This is a genomic window from Agrobacterium sp. 22-221-1 (assembly GCF_053522445.1).
Genome location: NZ_JBNWCL010000002.1, coordinates 118,817 through 138,187, shown reverse-complemented (window position 1 = coordinate 138,187; position 19,371 = coordinate 118,817). Strand labels below are relative to the sequence as shown.

Below are 19,371 nucleotides of genomic sequence, written 5' to 3'. Positions count from 1 at the left end.
GTGGACCTCATCGCGGCCACGCGCACGATCTGAAAACGACGGGTTCGGTGCTGCCCCGTCTTGGTTTTGTAACGTAATAACATTACATAGCGGTTGCCTGTCAACGGGCGACAGAAAAAAAGCGTCCCCGCAATGCGGAGCTGCGGCTTATGCGAAGCGCAACGTATCTTTCCGATAGTTAATGTTATTTCATTACATATTCGTTTGACGAATGTAATAACATTACATATCAAGGGCCATCGAATGACATCCTGCCCCGGAGGGATCGATGAGCGATCCGTGCCTCGCCTTCAAAAACCTGACGCTTGGATATGCCGGCCGCGCGGCCGTGCATCATCTGAACGGCGATATCGCCAAAGGCTCGCTCACTGCGGTGGTCGGCGCCAATGGCTCGGGAAAATCGACGCTGATGAAAGGCATTGCCGGCATTTTGAAGCCGCTCGGCGGCGAATGCCGGGTAAGCCCAAATCTGTCCGTCGCTTATCTGCCGCAGCAATCGGAACTCGACCGTTCCTTTCCAGCGCAGGTGCGGGATCTGGTGGCGCTTGGTCTCTGGCCGAAACGCGGCCTGCTTGGCCGCCACCGTCCCGAAGACCGGGCGGCGATGGGCCGCGTGATGGAGGCGGTCGGGCTTTCCGGTTTTGAAAAGCGCAATATCGACTCGCTTTCCGGCGGCCAGATGCAGCGCGCCCTGTTTGCCCGCGCCATGTTGCAGGATGCGCAGCTGATCCTGCTCGACGAACCCTTCAATGCCGTCGACGAGCGCACCGTTTCCGACCTTATGGTCCTGATCAAATCATGGGTGGCGGAGGGACGCACGGTTCTGGCCGTCCTTCATGATTTCCAGCTCGTGCGGCAGCATTTTCCGGAGACCCTGTTCCTTGCCCGAAAGCTTGTCGGGCTGGGTCCTACGGCCGAGGTCCTACAGGCGGAGAACATCCGGCAGGCGCGGCATTTCCACGAGGCGTGGGAGGAGAATGCGCCCTGGTGCGAGCCGGCCGAGGCGCCTTCGCTGCAGATCGTCGGGGCAAGTCCGCAGGCGGCATCCGTCCATTCCCATGCCCACTCCCACGCGAATTCGAATATCCATGGCTGATATCTTCATCCAACCCTTCGTCCAATATGTCTTCATGCAGCGTGCGCTTGCCGGTGCGCTGATCCTTGCCGTCAGCTGTGGCCCGGTCGGTGTGTTTCTGATGCTGCGCCGCATGAGCCTGACGGGCGACGCCATGTCCCACGCCATCCTGCCGGGAGCGGCGGTCGGGTTTCTGTTCTACGGGCTGGAAATCCTGCCCATGACCATCGGCGGGCTGGCCGTCGGCCTTTTGGTCGCGCTGGGTGCAGGCGCTGTGTCACGCTTCACCATCCAGAAGGAAGACGCCTCGCTTGCCGCTTTTTATCTCATCTCGCTGGCGCTCGGCGTGCTGCTCGTCTCATGGCGCGGTTCCAGCGTCGATCTGATGCATGTGCTGTTCGGCACGGTGCTGGCGCTGAACAATGAGGCGCTCGGCCTGATCGGCGGCATCTGCATCGTGACGTTGGTGGTGATGATCACTTTCTGGCGGGCGCTGCTGGCGGAATGCCTCGATCCCCTGTTTTTGCGCTCGGTCAGCAATTGGGGCAGCCCGGTGCATTTCCTCTTCCTTGCCATCGTCGTGCTCAATCTGGTCGGTGGCTTTCAGGCGCTGGGAACATTGCTCTCGGTCGGGCTGATGATGCTGCCCGCCGCCGCCAGCCGCTTCTGGTCCAACCGTGTCGCGCCCATGTGCTTCATTTCCATCGGCATCGGCATGGTGTCCTGTTTCGCCGGCCTGCTTCTGTCCTATCACGCGTCGCTGCCATCCGGCCCGGCGATCATCCTTTCTGCGGGCGTCATCTATGCGCTCTCCATCCTCATCGGCACGCGCGGCGTGCTCAGCGATCTTCTCGGTTCCGGCCGTCACAGGACGGCCTGAAAACAGCGTTCGAAAAAGGAGAACCTTCATGTTCAAAACCTTCCGTCTGGCCACCTGCGCCAGCCTTCTTTCCCTCTCCCCGGTTCTGATGGCGCAGGCGTCCGCCGCCGAACTCAAGGTCGTTGCCAGTTTCTCGATCATCGCCGATTTTGCGAAAAACGTCGGCGGCGACCGTGTCGAAATCACCACGCTGGTCGGGCCGGATGGCGACGCCCATGTCTATGAACCCCGCCCGGCCGATGCCGTCGCCGTCAGCAAGGCGGATGTGGTGCTGGTCAACGGTCTGGAATTCGAAGGCTTCCTGAAGCGGCTGATCGACACCAGCGGCACCAAGGCGCCGGTGGTGGAGCTGACCAAGGGTGTGGAGCCGCTCAAGCTTTCCGAAGAGCCGGCAGGTCACGCCCATCCGGAAGCCGAGGAAGAGGAAGGTCACGACCACAAGGCAGAGAAAGCCGGCCACAGCCATGAGACCGCCGAGGCTCATGATCACGACCACGGCCATGAGGGCCATCACCATCACGGCGAGTTCGATCCGCATGCCTGGCAGTCGATCAAGAACGCCGAAATCTACGTGAAGAACATTGCCGGCGCCTTTTGCGAGGTCGACAAGGCCGGTTGCGCGACCTACACCGCCAATTCGGATGCCTATATCGCCAAGCTTGTCGCACTGAACGAGAAGGTGAAGACCGAGATCGCCGCCATCCCGCCGGAAAAGCGCGTCATCATCACCTCGCATGACGCCTTCGGTTATTTCGAGCATGCCTATGGTCTGAATTTCCTCGCACCTGAAGGCGTATCGACGGAATCCGAAGCCTCGGCCGCCGATGTCGCCAAGCTGGTGGATCAGGTAAAGCATGACAAGGCCTCGGCGATCTTCGTCGAAAACATCACCGACAAGCGGTTGATCGACCAGATCGCCAGCGAAACCGGCCTGAAGGTTGGCGGCACGCTCTATTCCGACGCGCTTTCGACTGCCGACGGCCCGGCTGCAACCTATATCGACATGATCAACCACAATATCGAGACGATCACGGCGGCCGTGCTCGGCCAGTAAGTTCGACCATATCGCTGTGAGTTCGGGGAGGGTGGCCTGTGCCGCCCTCTCTGCTTTTGTGTTCATGCAATGGCCCTGGAACTCTTCCTTTAGCGATTTCCATATCGGTGCTACAAAGCCTCCTATGTCCGATGCGCTTCACATCTTCACCGACGGCTCCTTCGACGATGCTTCCAGATCCGGAGGATGGGCGTTCGTGGTTCATGAAGCGGGCTACCAAGTCCATTCCGCCTCGGGCAGGACTGTCGGCACATCGAACAATACGTTCGAGGTCCTCGCCGTCCTCAACGCACTATCCTGGATCGCCGTCGAGGCGCCAACGCGGGCAGTCACGCTCTGGACGGATGCCGTTCATGTCATCGAAGGCTGCCGCCGATATAGAGCAATCTGGCGCAACAACGGCTGGAAGCGGATCACGCCCAACCAGCGCACTCGCCGAAGACCGATCCCCGACAGGGACATCTGGCAGCAGCTCGACAGCCTGCTGGAGCGGCATCCCCATGTGGTTGTAGAATGGTGCAAAGGGCATTCCGGCACTGTCGGCAACGAGCATGCCGATGCTTTGGCGCGTGCAGTTTCCTGCGCGACGGTGACTTAGCCGGCGGCTGTCAGTCGCCGTGATCCGGCGCTTTAATCTCTTCACTTCAGCCATCTCCCGTCTCGACCTTTTTCCGTATCGAGCGGTCGCGCCGGTACTCTTTCGCGACTCCAACCGAATGGTGTGCACGCACGGCCGCTTGCCGGTTGACAATCGACATCCCGTTTGAAATGGTAAGATGTCAGACCAATTTAGAGGGTGTGTCTTGGACAGGTCCAGCCGGGAACTCATGCAGCCAATTCCGCCGAGCGACCGCGTGCGCCAGGTCGAGGCCGCGCTTTCCGACTATGTGGAGCGGGCAGGGCTGAAGGCGGGAGACCGGCTGCCGGCGGAGCGGGAACTGATGGCGGCGCTGGGCGTCGGCCGGTCCACCATCCGTGAAGTCATTCGCAAGTTTCAGGCGCTGGGCGTCATCGACAGCCGCAAGGGCAGCGGCAATTATCTGCTGAAGCCGATCTCCGCCGCCACCGTGCATATGCCGATTTCCATCGATGCCGAAAGCCTGCGCGATGCGCTGCTGATGACGCTGGAAGTGCGGCGTGGCATCGAGGTGGAGGCCTCCATGGCGGCCGCCCGCCGCCGCACGCCGGAGGATATCGCCATCATGGAAACGCGGCTCGATGAGATGGAGCGGGTGCATCTGGCCGAAGGCACCTCCGGTAAAGCCGACCTTGCCTTCCATCTGTCGATTTATGACGCCACCCACAATACGCTGTTCAAGCAGCTTCTGGAGCAGATGCGCGAAGGTTTCGAACGTTTCTGGTCGAAGCCCTTCGACCGCCCGGATTTCGCCGGCCGCTCCTTCCCCTTTCACCGCACGCTGTTCAACGCCATCGCCGCCGGTGATGCCGAGACCGCCCGTGAAGAAACACTGAAAATCCTCGCTGTCGTCGAGGAGGATATCAAGGACATGTCGAAATGAACCATGGCAACGATTTCTTCGATCCCGCCTCATTTATCGTTGCGCATGACGAGGCCCACGCTTTTGAAGCCGTGGTGCCGCCCATCGTGCAGACTTCGCTTTTCACCTTTTCCAGCTATGACGAAATGGTCTCCACCTATCGCGGCGAAAAGGTGCGGCCGGTCTATACGCGCGGGCTGAACCCCACCGTGCGGCTGTTTGAGGAGATGCTGGCGAAGCTCGAAGGGGCGGAAGATGCGCTTGGTTTTGCAAGCGGGATGTCGGCCATTTCCTCCACCGTGCTCTCCTTCGTTTCGCCGGGCGACCGGATCGTCGCCGTGCGCCATGTCTATCCCGATGCATTCCGCCTGTTCGGCACCTTCATGCAGCGCATGAATATCGAGGTGGTCTATGTCGACGGCCGCGATGAGGCGGCGGTTGAAAAGGCGATGCCGGGCGCAAAGCTGTTTTACATGGAAAGCCCGACGAGCTGGGTGATGGAAGCCCATGATGTCGGTGCGCTCGCCGCCATCGGCAAGCGTCATGGCGCCGTCACCGTCATCGACAATTCCTGGGCAAGCCCGGTCTTCCAGCAGCCGATTTCGCTCGGCGTCGATCTCGTCGTGCATTCCGCCTCGAAATATCTGGGCGGCCATAGCGATGTGGTCTCCGGCGTGGTGGCCGGTTCGAAGGCGATGATCGACCGCATCCGGGCGGAAACCTATCCCTATCTCGGTGGCAAGATGTCGCCTTTCGATGCCTGGCTGCTCATTCGCGGGCTTCGCACCCTGCCGCTGCGCATGAAGGCGCATCAGGCCTCGGCGCTTGAGATCGCAACCCGCCTGCAGGCGCTGGATGTGGTGGAGAAGGTCTGCCATCCGGGACTGGCGAACCGCCTGCCACCCGGCCTTAACGGCACGTCGGGCCTGTTTTCCTTCATCTTCAAGGAAGGGGTGGATGTGCGCGCTTTTGCCGACCGCCTCAAGCTTTTCAAACTGGGTGTTTCCTGGGGCGGGCATGAAAGCCTGATCGTTCCGGGGGAAGTGGTGCTCGAACAGAAGGCGCAGCCAAACTCCGCCCACACCTTCGGCATCAGCGCGCGTTCGGTGCGCCTGCATGTCGGGCTGGAGGGCACGGAAGCCCTCTGGAACGATCTCGAACCCGCGATCAAGGCGGCCTCCGTCGCCTGACGTGTTTTTAAACTGACGACAAAAAAGGGGAGAACGACATGAAAAAACTGGTAACAGCAGCAATCTTCACCGCCCTGATGACCGGAACGGCGCTGGCGGACACGACCTTGAAACTGGTCGAGGTCATCACAAGTCCCGAGCGGACGGAAACGCTGAAAGGCATCGTTTCGAAATTCGAGGCCGCCAATCCCGGCACCAAGGTGGAAATCATTTCGCTTCCCTGGAGCGAGGCCTTCCAGAAATTCGCCACCATGGTCTCTGCGGGCGATATTCCCGATGTGATGGAAATGCCCGACACATGGCTGTCTCTCTATGCCAATAACGGCATGCTCGAAAGCCTTGAGCCCTATCTCGCAAAGTGGGAACACACCGCGGGCCTCAGCGACCGCACGCTGGAACTCGGCCGCGACGTGAAGGACACGGCCTATATGCTGCCCTACGGCTTTTATCTCCGCGCCATGTTCTACAACAAGAAACTGCTGGAACAGGCAGGCGTGAAGGAGCCACCGAAGACGCTCGACGAATTCGCCGATGCCTCGAAGAAGGTCGCGGCCCTTCCCGGCAAATATGGCTATTGCCTGCGCGGCGGTCCGGGCGGCCTCAACGGCTGGGTCATGTTCGGCGCATCCATGGCCGGTTCGAACGAGTTCTTCACCAAGGACGGCACCTCCACCTTCGACAGCCCCGGCTGGGTGAAGGGCCTGACCTATGTGGTCGATCTCTACAAGAACGGTTATGCGCCGAAGGACAGCGTCAACTGGGGCTTCAACGAGATCGTCGCCGGCTTTTATTCCGGCACCTGCGCCTTCCTCGATCAGGACCCGGACGCGCTGATCGCCATTGCCCAGCGCATGAAGCCGGAAGATTTCGGCGTCATGACCATGCCCAAGGGCCCCGACGGCAAGACCTTCCCGACGATCGGTTTCGCCGGCTGGTCGATGATGTCGAAATCCGAAAACAAGGACCTTTCCTGGAAGCTGATCGAGACGCTCGAAGGGCCGGAAGGCAATATCGAGTGGAACAAGAAGACCGGCGCGCTGCCGGTGCACAAGTCGGCGGAGAAGGACCCCTTCTATGCCAGCGAGCAGTTCAAGGGCTGGTTCGACGAACTGGCCGACAAGAACGCCGTGCCGACGACGATGCCGACCTATCTTGAGGAATTCGCCTTCTTCAAGGATTCGCTTGTGATCAAGACATCGCAGGAAGCGCTGCTCGGCGATATCACGCCGGAAGACCTCGCCAAGCAATGGGCTGATTACATGACCAAGGCGCAGCAGAAGTTCCTGGCCTCGAAGTAACGACATTGACCGGCCGTGCGGGCGCAAATGCCCGTGCGGCGGGTCTTGCCGACCTTCGCTGCGACAGGCCTTTTCATAGAAATTTTTCGGACCGGTAAGCCGAATGGCTGGAAAAGCTGTCCGTTCCATCGTCCGATCAGGGAGCGATACAATGTCCTATGCCCATGGCGCCGGGCCGGTGGCCGCGCGCAAACCGGCTGGCAAGCCCGCGATGCGGCGGTTTGCCGATTGGGCCGAACCCTGGCTTTACAGCGCGCCGGTGCTGGTGCTCATCGTCGCCGTCATGCTGGTGCCGCTGGTGCTTGGCCTCTCCTATGCGTTTCGTGATGTGCAGTTGCTCAACCCGTTCTCCGGCGGTTTCGTTGGCCTCAAACATCTGGAGGCGCTGTCGCAGGATGCGGCTTTTTACCGGGCGCTGAAAAATACGCTGTGGTGGACCGGCGCTTCGGTTTTCCTGCAATTCTTCTTCGGCCTCATTCTGGCGCTGCTGCTGGATAAGCCCTTCGCGGGCAGGGGGCTGGCGCAGGCGCTGGTATTCCTGCCATGGGCGGTGCCGACCTTCCTTGCCGGCCTCAACTGGGCGTGGCTGTTCAACCCGGTCATCGGGCCGCTGCCGCACTGGATGGTCTCGCTCGGGCTGTTATCCGCACCCAACAATATCCTCGCCGATCCGCAGCTTGCCATGTGGGGGCCGATCATCGCCAATGTCTGGTGGGGCATTCCCTTCTTCGCCATCACTTTGCTTGCGGCACTTCAGGCCATCCCGCGCGATCTTTACGAGGCGGCGGAAATTGACGGGGCGAACCCGCTGCAGCGTTTCACCTCCATCACCCTGCCGTTTCTGGCGCCCACCATCGCCATCACCATCCTGCTGCGCACCGTCTGGATCGCCAATTTCGCCGATCTCATCATCGTCATGACCAATGGCGGACCGGCCGACCGCACGCAGATCGTCGCCAGCTACATCTTCACGCAGGCCTTCAGGCGTCTCGATTTCGGTTATGCCTCGGCCATCGCGCTGGTGCTGCTGGTGCTGCTGCTTGCCTATTCCATGCTGATCGTGCTGCTGCGCCAGCGCCTGATCGAGAAGGACTGACCGATGACCTCAAGGATATTTCTCACCCTTGCGCATCGTCTGGCGATCCTTGCCTATATCGCCTTTGCGCTGTTCCCACTCTTCTGGCTGCTGAAGGTATCCGTCACGCCGAATGATCTGCTCTATAGCGAAGGTGTCAGGATGTGGCCATCGCGGGCGACATGGGATCATTATCGTTTCGTCATAGAAAACAGTGCCTTCCCGACGTTTTTTAAGAACAGCGTCATCGTCGCGGGCTCCACGGCAATTGCCGTAACGATACTCTCGTCGCTGTCGGGTTACGCGCTGTCACGCTTCCGTTTCAAGGGCAAATACTGGATCGTCGCCCTGATGCTGATCACCCAGATGTTTCCGCTGGTCATGCTGGTCGCGCCGATCTTCAAGATGCTGTCGCCGCTCGGCCTCACCAACAGCCTGACGGGCCTCGTCATCGTATACACCGCCTTCAATGTGCCCTTCGCCACCTTCCTCATGCAGTCGTTCTTCGATGGCATTCCGAAGGATCTGGAAGAGGCGGCGATGATTGACGGGGCAAGCCGGTTTACGGCCTTCCGCCAGATCATCCTGCCGCTGACGCTGCCGGGCATCGCCGCGACGCTCGGTTTCGTCTTCACCGCCGCGTGGAGCGAGCTTCTGTTTGCGCTGATGCTGATCTCCGGCAACCAGAGCGCCACTTTCCCGGTTGGCCTTCTGACCTTCGTTTCTAAATTCTCCGTCGATTTCGGGCAGATGATGGCGGCGGGCGTTCTGGCGCTCATTCCGGCCTGCCTCTTCTTCCTGCTCATTCAACGTTATCTCGTGCAGGGCCTGACGGCCGGCGCGGTGAAAGGATAATCCCATGGCTTCCATCGAGCTGAAGAATGTCGGCAAGACCTATGGCGACCTCGCCGTGCTGCATGGTGTCGATCTTGATATCAGGGATGGCGAGTTCATCGTCCTCGTCGGCCCCTCCGGCTGCGGAAAATCGACGCTGCTGCGCATGATCGCAGGCCTTGAAGAGATAACATCCGGCGACCTTTCCATCGATGGCGAACGCGTCAATGATCGCCGGCCGAAGGATCGCGATATCGCCATGGTGTTCCAGTCCTATGCGCTCTATCCGCATATGAGCGTCGCCGACAATATGAGTTATAGCCTGCGCCTGCGCCGCAGCCCGAAGGAAACCATCGCGGCGGCGGTGGCCGGTGCTTCCGCGAAACTTGGCCTCGATCCCTATCTCGCCCGCCGCCCGAAGGCGCTCTCCGGCGGCCAGCGCCAGCGCGTCGCCATGGGCCGCGCCATCGTGCGCCAGCCAAAGGCCTTCCTGTTCGATGAGCCGCTATCCAACCTCGATGCCCGGCTGCGCGAGCAGATGCGCGCCGAGATCAAACGCATGCATGCCGATCTTGGCGCAACCTCGGTTTACGTCACCCATGACCAGATCGAGGCGATGACGCTTGCATCCCGTATCGTCGCCATGAATGCCGGCCATGTGCAGCAGATCGGCGCGCCGCTCGATCTTTACGATCGTCCCGCCAATCTCTTCGTTGCCGGCTTCATCGGTTCGCCCGGCATGAATTTCCTCGAAGGACGGCTCGTGCAGGAGAATGGCGGCAGTTTCGTCGTGCTGGGTGACGGCACGCGCCTTGCGCTTGGCCGGGAAGTGGACCTCGCCGATGGCGAGCCGGTCACGCTCGGTATCCGCCCGGAACATGTGACCGTAGCGCCGGCTGAAGGCGGTGTGGAAGCGACGGTCGATCTCGTCGAACCGACCGGCCTCGGCGTCATCCTGCACCTCACCGTGCATGGATTGCCCTTCAAGCTGTTTTCATCGGACCGGGCATTGTTGCAGCCGGGCAAGTCCCTGCGGGTCGGTTTCCCGCAGGAAAGGCTGCATGTCTTCGACAGGAATGGCGTCAGGATCGGCGAGGCGTGAGGTTTGGCATAGTACTCGGCGGGAAGGTTTCCTGTGCCGTTGTATGCCTCCTCCGTCATTTTGGCTAAAGCCGGAGCGACGGAAAGCTGGAAACGTTGAGAACCTTCGCAAACGCGCCAACCGTGGCATCAGATTGCCCTTCGTTCGTCTATCGTGGAGGCTCCGGCTGGATGGAGCTTTCACAGGATTTTTCGTTCACGCGGACCCGCAGGCGCCTGGAGCTTGCACCCCCCTCTGCCCTGCCGGGCATCTCCCCCTCAAGGGGGGAGATCGGCAGGAGGCTCTTTCATCGCTTCATTCGCAAGCTTCCAGATGTGCGAGACTTTGCCGCAGATCGATCTCCCCCCTTGAGGGGGAGATGCCCGGCAGGGCAGAGGGGGGTGCAAGCTCCAGGCGCCTGCGGGTCCGCTGTGAATGAAAAACCTTGTGAAAGCCAGCACCTAGATCGCCACACCCTTTTCTTCGAACCTGTGGATCTTGGTCTCATCCGGCGTGATGAAGACGGTATCGCCGTGTTTGCATTCGAACTCACCGTCCGTGCGGGCAGTGATCGGTCCGATGCCATCGACCTCGAGATGCAGGAAGGTATCCGATCCGAGATGTTCGGCGACCGTCACCTTGCCCTGCCACAGTCCGCTTTCCTTCGACAGCACCAGATGCTCGGGCCGCACGCCGGCGGTGGTCGCGCCCTTTTGGCGGGCGTAATCGCCGGTCACCAGGTTCATGCGCGGCGAGCCGATGAAGCCGGCGACGAAGAGGTTGGCGGGGGAGCGGTAAAGCTCCATCGGCGAGCCGACCTGCTCGATATTGCCGCGGTTCAAGACGACGATCTTGTCGGCCATGGTCATGGCTTCCACCTGGTCATGGGTGACATAGATCATCGTCGTCTTCAGCGTGTTGTGCAGCTCGGAGATTTCCAGCCGCATGGTGCCGCGCAGCGCCGCATCGAGGTTGGAAAGCGGTTCGTCGAACAGGAAGGCGGAGGGTTCGCGCACGATGGCGCGGCCGATGGCGACACGCTGGCGCTGGCCGCCCGACAGCTGCGAGGGCCGGCGTTCGAGATAATCGGTGAGGTTCAGCACCCGGGCGGCGTCTTCCACCTTTTTATCGATGATCGCCTTGTCGAGCTTGGCCATCTTCAGCGGGAAGGCGATGTTGTTGCGCACACTCATATGCGGATAAAGCGCATAGGACTGGAACACCATGGCAAGGCCGCGCTCGGCCGGCGCCTTTTCGGTGACATCCTTGCCGTCGATGACGATCTTGCCGCCGGAGACGTCCTCCAGCCCGGCGATCAGCCGCAGCAGCGTGGACTTGCCGCAGCCCGACGGGCCGACGAAGACGACGAATTCGCCGTCGTTGATATCGAGATCGATCGACGGGATGACTTTCGCCTCACCGAAGAGCTTGGACACGTTCTGAAGGGAAATGCTGCCCATGTTTGTCGTTCCTTATTTCACGGCGCCGAAGGTCAGGCCACGCACGAGTTGTTTCTGCGAGAACCAGCCGATGACGAGAATGGGGGCGATCGCCATCATCGAGGCGGCCGAGAGTTTTGCCCAGAACAGCCCCTGCGGTGAGGAGAAGGAGGCGATGAAGGCCGTCAGCGGGGCTGCATTGGTGGTCGTCAGCCGGATGGTCCAGAAGGCTTCGTTCCAGGCAAGGATGACGTTGAGGAGCAGCGTCGAGGCAATGCCCGGCACCGCCATCGGGGTCAGCACATGGACGATCTCGTTCCACAGCGATGCGCCATCCATGCGGGCGGCTTCCAGAATCTCGCCGGGGATTTCCCGAAAGTAAGTGTAGAGCATCCAGATGACGATCGGCAGGTTGATGAAGGTGAGCATGACGGTGAGCCCGATGCGGGTATCGAGCAGGCCGGCATTGCGGAAGATCAGATAGATCGGCACCAGCACGGCGACAGCCGGCATCATCTTGGTGGAGAGCATCCACATCAAAATGTCCTTGGTGCGTTTGGTCGGCGAGAACGCCATGGCCCAGGCGGCGGGAATGGCGATGATCAGCGCGATGATCGTCGAGCCGAGCGACAGCACCACCGAGTTCATGAACGGCTTGAAGTAATCGCGCTGGGTCTGCACCGTCACGTAATTCTCAAGCGTGCCCGAGGGAATGAGGCTGAAGCCGGCGATCGCCTCCGGTTCGGTCTTGATCGAGGTGAGGAAGGCATAGAGGATCGGGAAGAACAGCAGGAGCGCCACGGCCCAGGCCGCGATGGAAAAGCCGATCTTCGCACGTGTGGTTGTCTTGCGGGCCATGATGTTTCCCCCTTACCGGTCGAGGTTCTTGCCGACGGCGCGCATCAGGAAGATGGCGACGATATTGGCGAGGATGACGGCGATGATGCCGCCGGCCGAAGCGCCGCCGACGTCGTAGCCCAGAAGCGCCGTGCGATAGATGAGGAAGGCGAGGTTGGTGGAGGCATAACCGGGGCCGCCATTGGTGGTGACGAGGATTTCCGCATAGACGCCGAGCAGGAAGATCGTCTGGATCAAAATGACGACGGTGATGGCGCGGGAAAGATGCGGCAGGGTCAGATAGACGAAGCGGTTGACGAAGTTGGCGCCATCCATCTCGGCGGCTTCCTTCTGTTCGCCATCGAGCGACTGCAGGGCGGTCAAGAGGATCAGCGTCGCGAACGGCAGCCATTGCCAGGCGACGATGATGATGATGGAGAGCAGCGGAAACTGCGCGAACCAGTCGACCGGCTGGAAACCGAAGAAGCGGGAGAGATCGGCAAGCACGCCGTAGCCGGGATGCATGATCATGTTCTTCCACACCAAAGCTGCCACCGGCGGCATGACGAAGAAGGGCGAGATGATCATGATGCGCACGATGCCCTGGCCGAAAATGTCATTGTCGAGCAGAAGCGCAATGGCGATGCCGCCGATGACCGTGATCAGAAGGACACCGCCGACGATCAAAAGCGTGTTCCAGATCGACTGGAAGAAGGCCGGGTCGGTGTAGAAATACTGGTAATTGAACAGACCGGCGAAGCTGACATTGGCCGGGTTGAGGAGATTGTAGTTCTGGAACGAGAACCACAGGGTCATCGCCAGAGGCACGATCATCCACACCAGCAACAACAGCACCGATGGCGCAAGCATTACCCGCGCTAATCCGCTTGTGTTTCGGGTTGCCATGAGTTTCCCCGTCCCTGACCGATACCCGCAACGTCTCCCGCCGGGGCATCCGAATTTAACGATTATCTTACTGGCGGCCTTCGCCCGTCGCCGCATGGTAGGTCGCCAGCACCTGATCCACTGCCGCGACCAGAACCTCCTCCATATCCTTTCCTGCAACTGCCGCGAGCGGCAATTCGCCGAGATACTGGCGCAGCAAGGGTTCGGGAATTGTCTTCCCATCCAGCGCCTTATGCAAGGCGGAAACGGCCGCAAGCGCTTCCGGCCGCGTCCAGTAATAGCGGATGCGGTCGCTGTAGCTGTAGTGGCGCTGCAATCGCAGCGTGATATCATCGCCATGATAATGTCCGCGCCAGTCACCGGGTGAGGACAGCATCAGCTCCTCCATGGTGCGCGCCAAAGGACGGTCGCCATAATCGCCGATCATCTCGGAGGCGATCATGTCGAGAGCGTAAAGCGCTTCGCGATAGGCGAAGGTCAGGCCGGGGCCTACTTTCAGGATGGGATATCCATCGCATACCAGTGTCGTGAGGGCGGCCTGCGTCTGGTAATCGGTGGAATGGGCCTCGAAGACCAGTTGCGGTTCGGCGTCCAGCACGGCGCTCAAGGCGGTGGCCGCTTGCGGATCGTAAGCGACGACATTGTCGCTGCCGAATTCCACGCCGGGCTGCACGACAAAGGCGATGACCCGTTCGAACGCATCGGAAAGGCCGTGTCGCGCGAATATTTCGCGGTGAAGGTCGATGGTCTGGCGCGCTGCCTGCGGCTGCGTCGGCGCGACCGTATCGAGCACATGGTCCGCCCCGCCTGGCACCGGCACCTCGGTGCCGAGAATATAAAGCGGTTTCGGCAGGCCGGCAGCCGTGGCGACCTTTTCGGCGACGGCCGCAAGTTTGGCGGCGCGGTTGGCTATCGTGTCGTCGTCCAGCGCCGCCGGTTCACCGGCGCAGCCCATCGAGGCATCGAGATGGATCTTGCGAAAACCAGCCGTCACATAGGCCTCGACCATGGCGGCGGCTTTTGTCAGCGCCTCCTCGGCCGGTTCCTTGCGCCAGGGATTGGGGCCGAGATGGTCTCCGCCAAAAATCACCAGTTCGCGGGGCAACCCTTCTTCCTCGGCAATGCTGTTGACGAAGCTGACGAAGTCCCGTGGCGTCATGCCGGTATAACCGCCGAGATGATTGACCTGATTGCAGGTTGCCTCGATCAGCACCGGTGTCCTGCCGGCGGCGGCACGGCGAATTGCGGCGCGCAGAACCACGGGATGGGCGGAGCAGACGGAGGTGATGCCGGCGGGCTTGCCGGAGCGGCGCGCGGAGGCGAGATTTTCGAGTATACCGGTCACAGGATTTCCTCCGACAGTTGCGCGGCCAGAAAGGCGTCGAGTTCGGAAAGGCTGGCGGCGCCCTCCATCGGGCCGCGGCGGGTGACATTGTGCGCGCCGGCGGCATTGGCATAGGCGAGCGCCTTTTGCGGGTGCATGCCGAGGCGGCGGCAGGTGAGATAGGTCGCACCGAAACAGTCGCCGGCACCGGTCGGGTCGATTTCGCGGACCCGCAAGCCGGGGACGTCGATGCGCCCATGGGCGCGGCTGAAATGGCTTGCACCATCTGCGCCGCGCTTCAGCACGATCTCGCCGATACCGGAGGCAAGCAGCTTTTCGATAGCTGCGTCCTCGTCATCCAGCCCGGAGGCTGCCTGAAGCTCCTCACCGGAGGGCAGGAGAAGATCGGTGACACCAAGCAGATCGTCGATCAGCCTGCGGCCGGCGTCGCCCTGCGCCAGTTCCTTGCGGATGTTGGGATCGAAGGAGACCGAGCCGCCACGCGCCCTGACGCGTCTGATGGCTTCGAGAATGATTTCGCCAATGCCGGCAATCGCAAAGGCCGATCCCATGACATGCACATGGCCGGCTTTTTCGATAAGAGCCTGCGCTTCATCGGTCATATGCGTTTCGCTGGCCGCCGAATGGGCGATGTTGAAAACGAAGTCCCGTGCGCCGTTTTCCCGGTAACGCACGAAGGCGCTGCCCGTCGGCCGGTCGGCTATGGTGGCGATGGCCGATACGTCGACGCCGTCGCCGCGCAGCCTCTCGACATTGAGACGGCCGAAATCATCGTCACCCACCGCCGCAATGATGCCGGCGGCTCCGCCGCAGCGCGCCACCTGATCGATGAAGATGGCCGGCGCGCCGCTCGGGAAGGGGCCGATCAGTGCCTGCGGCTCCAGAAAGCCGTCGCCCACCGTCGTCGCCATGATTTCCACGAGGATTTCCCCCGCCGTGATGGTCGGGCCTTTCGTGTGCGGCGCCAGTGCGGATGTCTGCCTCATCGTCTCCTCCATATGCATTCGGCTCCCGTCCTTTTGGCGGATGAAAATCCGCCGTCCCGAGGGCTTCTGGTTTTCGGATATCATTCAAAAATTTACGCGCGTCAATATATGAGATGATGAAAATTTTGTTGCATCGCAGCAAGCAGGACGCCTCTGGAAATAATTTTTTATGATATTATTCGCTTTAAAACAGTGGTTTATTGGCGCGCGTGACGATATCTCCATGCTCCGATTTATTTTCGGATGTTGACAAGAGAGCGGATTTTGCGAGATAAAAAATTTACGCATGTATTGTTATGCGTAGACATCCGTAAAGGAGGAGCGGGTCTCATGAGCAAATTTATTGGAATTCTGTCATCGTCCGTGGTTGGCATCGGCCTTTTCGCCGGTCTGGCGCAGGCGGAAGAAATCAACATCGCCACCGTCAACAATGGCGACATGATCATCATGCAGAAGCTTTCCAGCGCCTGGGAGAAGGAGACGGGCAACAAGATCAACTGGATCGTGCTGGAAGAGAATGTCCTGCGCGAACGTGTCACCACCGATATCGCTACCAATGGCGGCCAGTTCGACATCATGACCATCGGCGGTTACGAAGCGCCGATCTGGGGCAAGCAGGGCTGGCTGGCGCCGGTCAACGATCTCGGCGACGACTACGATTACGCCGATCTGCTTGATCCGATCAAAAAGGGCCTGACTGTCGACGGCAAGCTTTACGCCGTGCCGTTTTACACCGAAAGCTCGTTCACGCTTTACCGCAAGGACCTGTTCGATGCGGCCGGCCTGAAGATGCCTGACAATCCGACCTACGACCAAATCAAGGATTTCGCCGCCAAGCTGACCGACAAGTCTAAGCAGCAATATGGCATATGCCTGCGCGGCAAGCCGGGCTGGGGCGAGAACATGGCTTTCCTCGGCACCATGATCAACACCTATGGCGGCCGTTGGTTCGACATGGACTGGAAACCGCAACTGACGAGCGAGCCTTGGAAAAAGGCGATCTCTGACTATGTGGCGCTGATGACCTCCTACGGCCCGCCCGGTGCGGCCGCCAACGGCTTCAACGAAAACCAGACGCTGTTTTCATCCGGCCGTTGCGCCATGTGGATCGACGCCACTTCGGCGGCGGGCCGTGTTTATGACCCCAAGCAGAGCCAGGTCGCAGACAAGACCGCGTTTACGCGTGCTCCGGTCGAGGCGACGCCGAACGGGTCGAGCTGGTCGTGGTCGTGGAACCTCGCCATTCCGAACACCACGAAGAAGCTTGAAACCGCCAAGTCCTTCGTCAAATGGGCGACGTCGAAGAACTATGTGAAGACGGTCGGTGAAAGCGAAGGCTGGGTGGCCGTGCCGCCGGGCACGCGCAAATCCACCTATGAGCTGCCGGAATACAAGAAGGCCGCGCCCTTTGCGGATACCGTGCTGAAGGCGATCATGTCGGCCGATCCGTCCAAGCCGACCAAGGATCCGGTGCCCTATACCGGCGTGCAGTTCGTCGCCATACCGGAGTTCCAGTCCATCGGTACGGTTGTCGGCCAGCAGATCGCGGCTGCCCTTTCCGGCCAGCAGACCGTCGATGCGGCGCTCGAAGGCGCACAGAAACAGGTCGAGCGTGACATGACCCGCGCGGGCTACATCAAGTAGCCGCGTCCTCCCGGCGTGCCGCCCGTTCACCTTTCGGGGGCGGGCGGCATGGGTGGAGTGTGAGTTACAGCACCTGCTTCCTCATTCCTGTGCTTGTCACAGGAATCCAGCCAGCCCAAGTCCTTGGGCTGAAAAAGACTCCTCCCGCCGCGCCGACGCGCGTCGGCTGGATTCCTGTGACAAGCACAGGAATGAGGGAGTGTGGGGTGCGCTGGCATATCAAATCTTTACCCGGTGTACCGTGTTCGGGTTTGCCGGAAAAAATGCATCTAACAACAAACGCATGACCGGGTTCATCCAGTGCCCACCATGCATCACGGAGATCGACATGAGATTGAACAACAAGGTCGCGCTGATCACCGGCGCTGCCCGCGGTATCGGCCTTGGTTTCGCACAGGCTTTCGCAGATGAGGGTGCAAAGGTCATCATCGCCGATATCGATATTGCCCGCGCGACGGCTTCCGCCGCCGCCATCGGCTCTGCCGCCAAGGCCGTGAAGCTGGATGTGACCGATCTTTCCGAGATCGATGCCGTGGTGAAGGCGGTGGATGAGGAATTCGGCGGCATCGACATTCTCGTCAACAATGCCGCGATCTTCGATATGGCGCCGATCAACGGCATTACCGAACAGAGTTATGAGCGGGTCTTCGACATCAATCTCAAGGGACCGTTGTTCATGATGAAGGCGGTCTCGAATGTGATGATCGAGCGGGCGCGCGGTGGCAAGATCATCAATATGGCGAGCCAGGCCGGCCGCCGCGGCGAGGCGCTCGTCACGCTTTATTGCGCCTCCAAGGCGGCGATCATTTCCGCCACGCAGTCGGCGGCGCTGGCGCTCGTCAAGCACGGCATCAATGTCAACGCCATTGCACCCGGCGTCGTGGATGGCGAGCATTGGGAAGTGGTCGATGCGGAGTTCGCCAAATGGGAAGGCCTGAAGCCGGGTGAGAAGAAGGCGGCGGTGGCGAAATCCGTGCCGATCGGCCGTTTTGCGACGCCCGACGACATCAAGGGGCTTGCGGTTTTCCTCGCCTCTTCCGACAGCGACTATATTCTCGCCCAGACATATAATGTCGACGGCGGCAACTGGATGAGCTGAAAAGCCGGAGATGACCATGCATGCCATTCAATTCGTCGAGAAGGGACAGGCCGTTCTGGCGGAAGTTCCCGTTGCCGATCTACCGCTGGGCCACGCGCTGGTGCGGGTCAAGGCTTCGGGGCTTTGCCACACCGATATCGATGTGCTCCACGCGCGTTACGGCGACGGTGCCTTTCCGGTCATTCCGGGGCATGAATATGCCGGTGAAGTCGCGGCCGTGGCCGCCGATGTGACGGGCATAAAGACCGGCGACCGGGTGGTGGTCGATCCCAATCTGCCGTGTGGCACCTGCCCGAGTTGCAGGAAGGGGTTGACCAATCTTTGCAGCACGCTGAAGGCCTATGGCGTTTCCCATAATGGCGGTTTCGCGGAATTCAGCGTCGTACACGCCGATCACCTGCATGGCATCGGCTCCATGCCCTATCATGTCGCGGCGCTGGCCGAACCGCTCGCCTGCGTCGTCAACGGCATGCAGAGCGCGGGTATCGGCGAGAACGGAACGGTGGCTGAAAATGCGCTCGTTTTCGGAGCCGGTCCCATCGGCCTGCTGCTTGCCCTGTCGCTGAAAGCGCGCGGCATCGAGACGGTGACGATTGCCGATATCAACGAAAGCAGGCTGGCTTTTGCCGAAGGTCTCGGGCTTCAGGTGGCGGTTTCCGGCTCAGAAGCGCTCCTGCGGCAACAGAAGTCTTTCGATGTCGTGGCGGATGCGACCGGCATTGCCCCCGTTGCGGAAGCGATGATCCCGCTGGTTGCCGATGGCGGCACGGCGCTGTTCTTCGGCGTCTGCGCGCCGGATGCCCGCATTTCGGTTGCGCCCTTCGAAATCTTCCGCCGTCAGCTGAAGCTTGTCGGCTCGCATTCGCTGAACCGCAACATACCGCAGGCGCTTGCCATTCTGGAAACGGATGGCGATGTCATGGCGCGGCTCGTCTCGCACCGGCTGCCGCTTTCGGAAATGCTGCCGTTCTTTACGAAGAAACCATCCGATCCGGCCACCATGAAAGTGCAATTTGCAGCCGAATGATCGTTTGGTGGTTGATAACCGCAGTCGACCGGCTTTTCGTGCGAAGGCCGGTCGATATAAAGTACCACATGTAATATTTCATGGGGGCAAGCACTTTGGCCA

The 19,371-nt window shown here is 60.6% G+C and carries 18 protein-coding genes; 13 read left to right on the top strand and 5 right to left on the bottom strand.

Annotated elements, in window-relative coordinates; genetic code table 11:
* Nucleotides 1-268: 268 nt before the first annotated feature.
* The 10 genes from aztA (at nucleotide 269) to ACQZ5N_RS04150 (ending at nucleotide 10,007) form a co-directional block, all read left to right on the top strand.
* Nucleotides 269-1,096 carry a zinc ABC transporter ATP-binding protein AztA gene (gene aztA / locus ACQZ5N_RS04195; protein WP_448732187.1) on the top strand — a complete coding sequence of 276 codons (828 nt, stop codon included), beginning with the start codon at nucleotides 269-271 and terminating at the stop codon, nucleotides 1,094-1,096.
* The gene (gene aztB / locus ACQZ5N_RS04190; RefSeq protein ID WP_003525097.1) at nucleotides 1,089-1,955 is read left to right on the top strand and encodes a zinc ABC transporter permease AztB; all 867 of its coding nucleotides are present in this window, start codon (nucleotides 1,089-1,091) and stop codon (nucleotides 1,953-1,955) included. Before aztA ends, aztB begins: the two co-directional genes overlap by 8 nt.
* Nucleotides 1,956-1,983: 28 nt before the next feature.
* The gene (gene aztC / locus ACQZ5N_RS04185) at nucleotides 1,984-3,009 is read left to right on the top strand and encodes a zinc ABC transporter substrate-binding protein AztC (RefSeq protein WP_448732186.1); all 1,026 of its coding nucleotides are present in this window, start codon (nucleotides 1,984-1,986) and stop codon (nucleotides 3,007-3,009) included.
* A 124-nt stretch (nucleotides 3,010-3,133) separates the two neighbouring features.
* Nucleotides 3,134-3,607, top strand: coding sequence for a ribonuclease H family protein (locus ACQZ5N_RS04180; RefSeq protein WP_448732185.1), 474 nt, complete (start codon nucleotides 3,134-3,136; stop codon nucleotides 3,605-3,607).
* Nucleotides 3,608-3,836: 229 nt separating this feature from the next.
* Nucleotides 3,837-4,529 (top strand): FadR/GntR family transcriptional regulator, encoded by a 693-nt coding sequence (locus ACQZ5N_RS04175; protein WP_269829550.1) that lies wholly within the window; start codon nucleotides 3,837-3,839, stop codon nucleotides 4,527-4,529.
* Nucleotides 4,526-5,698 carry a PLP-dependent transferase gene (locus ACQZ5N_RS04170; protein ID WP_448732184.1) on the top strand — a complete coding sequence of 391 codons (1,173 nt, stop codon included), beginning with the start codon at nucleotides 4,526-4,528 and terminating at the stop codon, nucleotides 5,696-5,698. The genes ACQZ5N_RS04175 and ACQZ5N_RS04170 overlap by 4 nt, the downstream gene beginning before the upstream one ends.
* Nucleotides 5,699-5,736: 38 nt before the next feature.
* The gene (locus ACQZ5N_RS04165) at nucleotides 5,737-6,996 is read left to right on the top strand and encodes an ABC transporter substrate-binding protein (protein WP_142780347.1); all 1,260 of its coding nucleotides are present in this window, start codon (nucleotides 5,737-5,739) and stop codon (nucleotides 6,994-6,996) included.
* A 151-nt stretch (nucleotides 6,997-7,147) separates the two neighbouring features.
* Entirely contained in the window at nucleotides 7,148-8,092 is a 945-nt protein-coding gene (locus ACQZ5N_RS04160) for a carbohydrate ABC transporter permease (protein ID WP_003525091.1), read from the top strand.
* A 3-nt stretch (nucleotides 8,093-8,095) separates the two neighbouring features.
* Nucleotides 8,096-8,926, top strand: coding sequence for a carbohydrate ABC transporter permease (locus tag ACQZ5N_RS04155; protein ID WP_035228147.1), 831 nt, complete (start codon nucleotides 8,096-8,098; stop codon nucleotides 8,924-8,926).
* A gap of 4 nt (nucleotides 8,927-8,930) precedes the next feature.
* On the top strand, nucleotides 8,931-10,007 hold the full coding sequence (locus tag ACQZ5N_RS04150) for an ABC transporter ATP-binding protein (protein WP_135399187.1): 1,077 nt from the start codon (nucleotides 8,931-8,933) through the stop codon (nucleotides 10,005-10,007).
* A gap of 440 nt (nucleotides 10,008-10,447) precedes the next feature.
* On the opposite strand, the gene ACQZ5N_RS04145 is transcribed toward ACQZ5N_RS04150, so the two are convergent.
* The 5 genes from ACQZ5N_RS04145 to ACQZ5N_RS04125 all read right to left on the bottom strand — a co-directional run bounded on the left by ACQZ5N_RS04145 (nucleotide 10,448) and on the right by ACQZ5N_RS04125 (nucleotide 15,517).
* Complete coding sequence (locus ACQZ5N_RS04145) at nucleotides 10,448-11,446, bottom strand: ABC transporter ATP-binding protein (protein ID WP_448732183.1); 999 nt, start codon at nucleotides 11,444-11,446, stop codon at nucleotides 10,448-10,450.
* A 12-nt stretch (nucleotides 11,447-11,458) separates the two neighbouring features.
* The gene (locus ACQZ5N_RS04140) at nucleotides 11,459-12,283 is read right to left on the bottom strand and encodes a carbohydrate ABC transporter permease (protein ID WP_269830278.1); all 825 of its coding nucleotides are present in this window, start codon (nucleotides 12,281-12,283) and stop codon (nucleotides 11,459-11,461) included.
* 12 nt (nucleotides 12,284-12,295) lie between these two features.
* On the bottom strand, nucleotides 12,296-13,168 hold the full coding sequence (locus tag ACQZ5N_RS04135; protein ID WP_082184903.1) for a carbohydrate ABC transporter permease: 873 nt from the start codon (nucleotides 13,166-13,168) through the stop codon (nucleotides 12,296-12,298).
* A 67-nt stretch (nucleotides 13,169-13,235) separates the two neighbouring features.
* The gene (locus ACQZ5N_RS04130) at nucleotides 13,236-14,513 is read right to left on the bottom strand and encodes a D-tagatose-bisphosphate aldolase, class II, non-catalytic subunit (protein WP_448732182.1); all 1,278 of its coding nucleotides are present in this window, start codon (nucleotides 14,511-14,513) and stop codon (nucleotides 13,236-13,238) included.
* A complete protein-coding gene (locus ACQZ5N_RS04125; RefSeq protein ID WP_448732181.1) occupies nucleotides 14,510-15,517 on the bottom strand; it encodes a tagatose kinase in 1,008 nt (335 codons plus the stop codon). The genes ACQZ5N_RS04130 and ACQZ5N_RS04125 overlap by 4 nt, the downstream gene beginning before the upstream one ends.
* 312 nt (nucleotides 15,518-15,829) lie before the next feature.
* On the opposite strand from ACQZ5N_RS04125, the gene ACQZ5N_RS04120 reads away from it, so the two are divergent.
* From ACQZ5N_RS04120 to ACQZ5N_RS04110, 3 genes are all read left to right on the top strand, one after another.
* On the top strand, nucleotides 15,830-17,143 hold the full coding sequence (locus ACQZ5N_RS04120) for an ABC transporter substrate-binding protein (protein ID WP_448732180.1): 1,314 nt from the start codon (nucleotides 15,830-15,832) through the stop codon (nucleotides 17,141-17,143).
* A 328-nt stretch (nucleotides 17,144-17,471) separates the two neighbouring features.
* Complete coding sequence (locus tag ACQZ5N_RS04115) at nucleotides 17,472-18,242, top strand: galactitol 2-dehydrogenase (RefSeq protein ID WP_448732179.1); 771 nt, start codon at nucleotides 17,472-17,474, stop codon at nucleotides 18,240-18,242.
* A gap of 16 nt (nucleotides 18,243-18,258) precedes the next feature.
* Entirely contained in the window at nucleotides 18,259-19,269 is a 1,011-nt protein-coding gene (locus ACQZ5N_RS04110; RefSeq protein ID WP_448732178.1) for a D-altritol 5-dehydrogenase, read from the top strand.
* Nucleotides 19,270-19,371 lie beyond the last annotated feature (102 nt).

Excerpts from the sequence above, each read along its gene's own strand:
- aztA (WP_448732187.1), top strand. The coding sequence starts at position 269 with ATGAGCGATCCGTGCCTCGCCTTCAAAAACCTGACGCTTGGATATGCC.
- aztB (WP_003525097.1), top strand. The coding sequence starts at position 1,089 with ATGGCTGATATCTTCATCCAACCCTTCGTCCAATATGTCTTCATGCAG.
- aztC (WP_448732186.1), top strand. The coding sequence starts at position 1,984 with ATGTTCAAAACCTTCCGTCTGGCCACCTGCGCCAGCCTTCTTTCCCTC.
- ACQZ5N_RS04180 (WP_448732185.1), top strand. The coding sequence starts at position 3,134 with ATGTCCGATGCGCTTCACATCTTCACCGACGGCTCCTTCGACGATGCT.
- ACQZ5N_RS04175 (WP_269829550.1), top strand. The coding sequence starts at position 3,837 with ATGCAGCCAATTCCGCCGAGCGACCGCGTGCGCCAGGTCGAGGCCGCG.
- ACQZ5N_RS04170 (WP_448732184.1), top strand. The coding sequence starts at position 4,526 with ATGAACCATGGCAACGATTTCTTCGATCCCGCCTCATTTATCGTTGCG.
- ACQZ5N_RS04165 (WP_142780347.1), top strand. The coding sequence starts at position 5,737 with ATGAAAAAACTGGTAACAGCAGCAATCTTCACCGCCCTGATGACCGGA.
- ACQZ5N_RS04160 (WP_003525091.1), top strand. The coding sequence starts at position 7,148 with ATGTCCTATGCCCATGGCGCCGGGCCGGTGGCCGCGCGCAAACCGGCT.
- ACQZ5N_RS04155 (WP_035228147.1), top strand. The coding sequence starts at position 8,096 with ATGACCTCAAGGATATTTCTCACCCTTGCGCATCGTCTGGCGATCCTT.
- ACQZ5N_RS04150 (WP_135399187.1), top strand. The coding sequence starts at position 8,931 with ATGGCTTCCATCGAGCTGAAGAATGTCGGCAAGACCTATGGCGACCTC.
- ACQZ5N_RS04145 (WP_448732183.1), bottom strand. The coding sequence starts at position 11,446 with ATGGGCAGCATTTCCCTTCAGAACGTGTCCAAGCTCTTCGGTGAGGCG.
- ACQZ5N_RS04140 (WP_269830278.1), bottom strand. The coding sequence starts at position 12,283 with ATGGCCCGCAAGACAACCACACGTGCGAAGATCGGCTTTTCCATCGCG.
- ACQZ5N_RS04135 (WP_082184903.1), bottom strand. The coding sequence starts at position 13,168 with ATGGCAACCCGAAACACAAGCGGATTAGCGCGGGTAATGCTTGCGCCA.
- ACQZ5N_RS04125 (WP_448732181.1), bottom strand. The coding sequence starts at position 15,517 with ATGCATATGGAGGAGACGATGAGGCAGACATCCGCACTGGCGCCGCAC.
- ACQZ5N_RS04120 (WP_448732180.1), top strand. The coding sequence starts at position 15,830 with ATGAGCAAATTTATTGGAATTCTGTCATCGTCCGTGGTTGGCATCGGC.
- ACQZ5N_RS04115 (WP_448732179.1), top strand. The coding sequence starts at position 17,472 with ATGAGATTGAACAACAAGGTCGCGCTGATCACCGGCGCTGCCCGCGGT.
- ACQZ5N_RS04110 (WP_448732178.1), top strand. The coding sequence starts at position 18,259 with ATGCATGCCATTCAATTCGTCGAGAAGGGACAGGCCGTTCTGGCGGAA.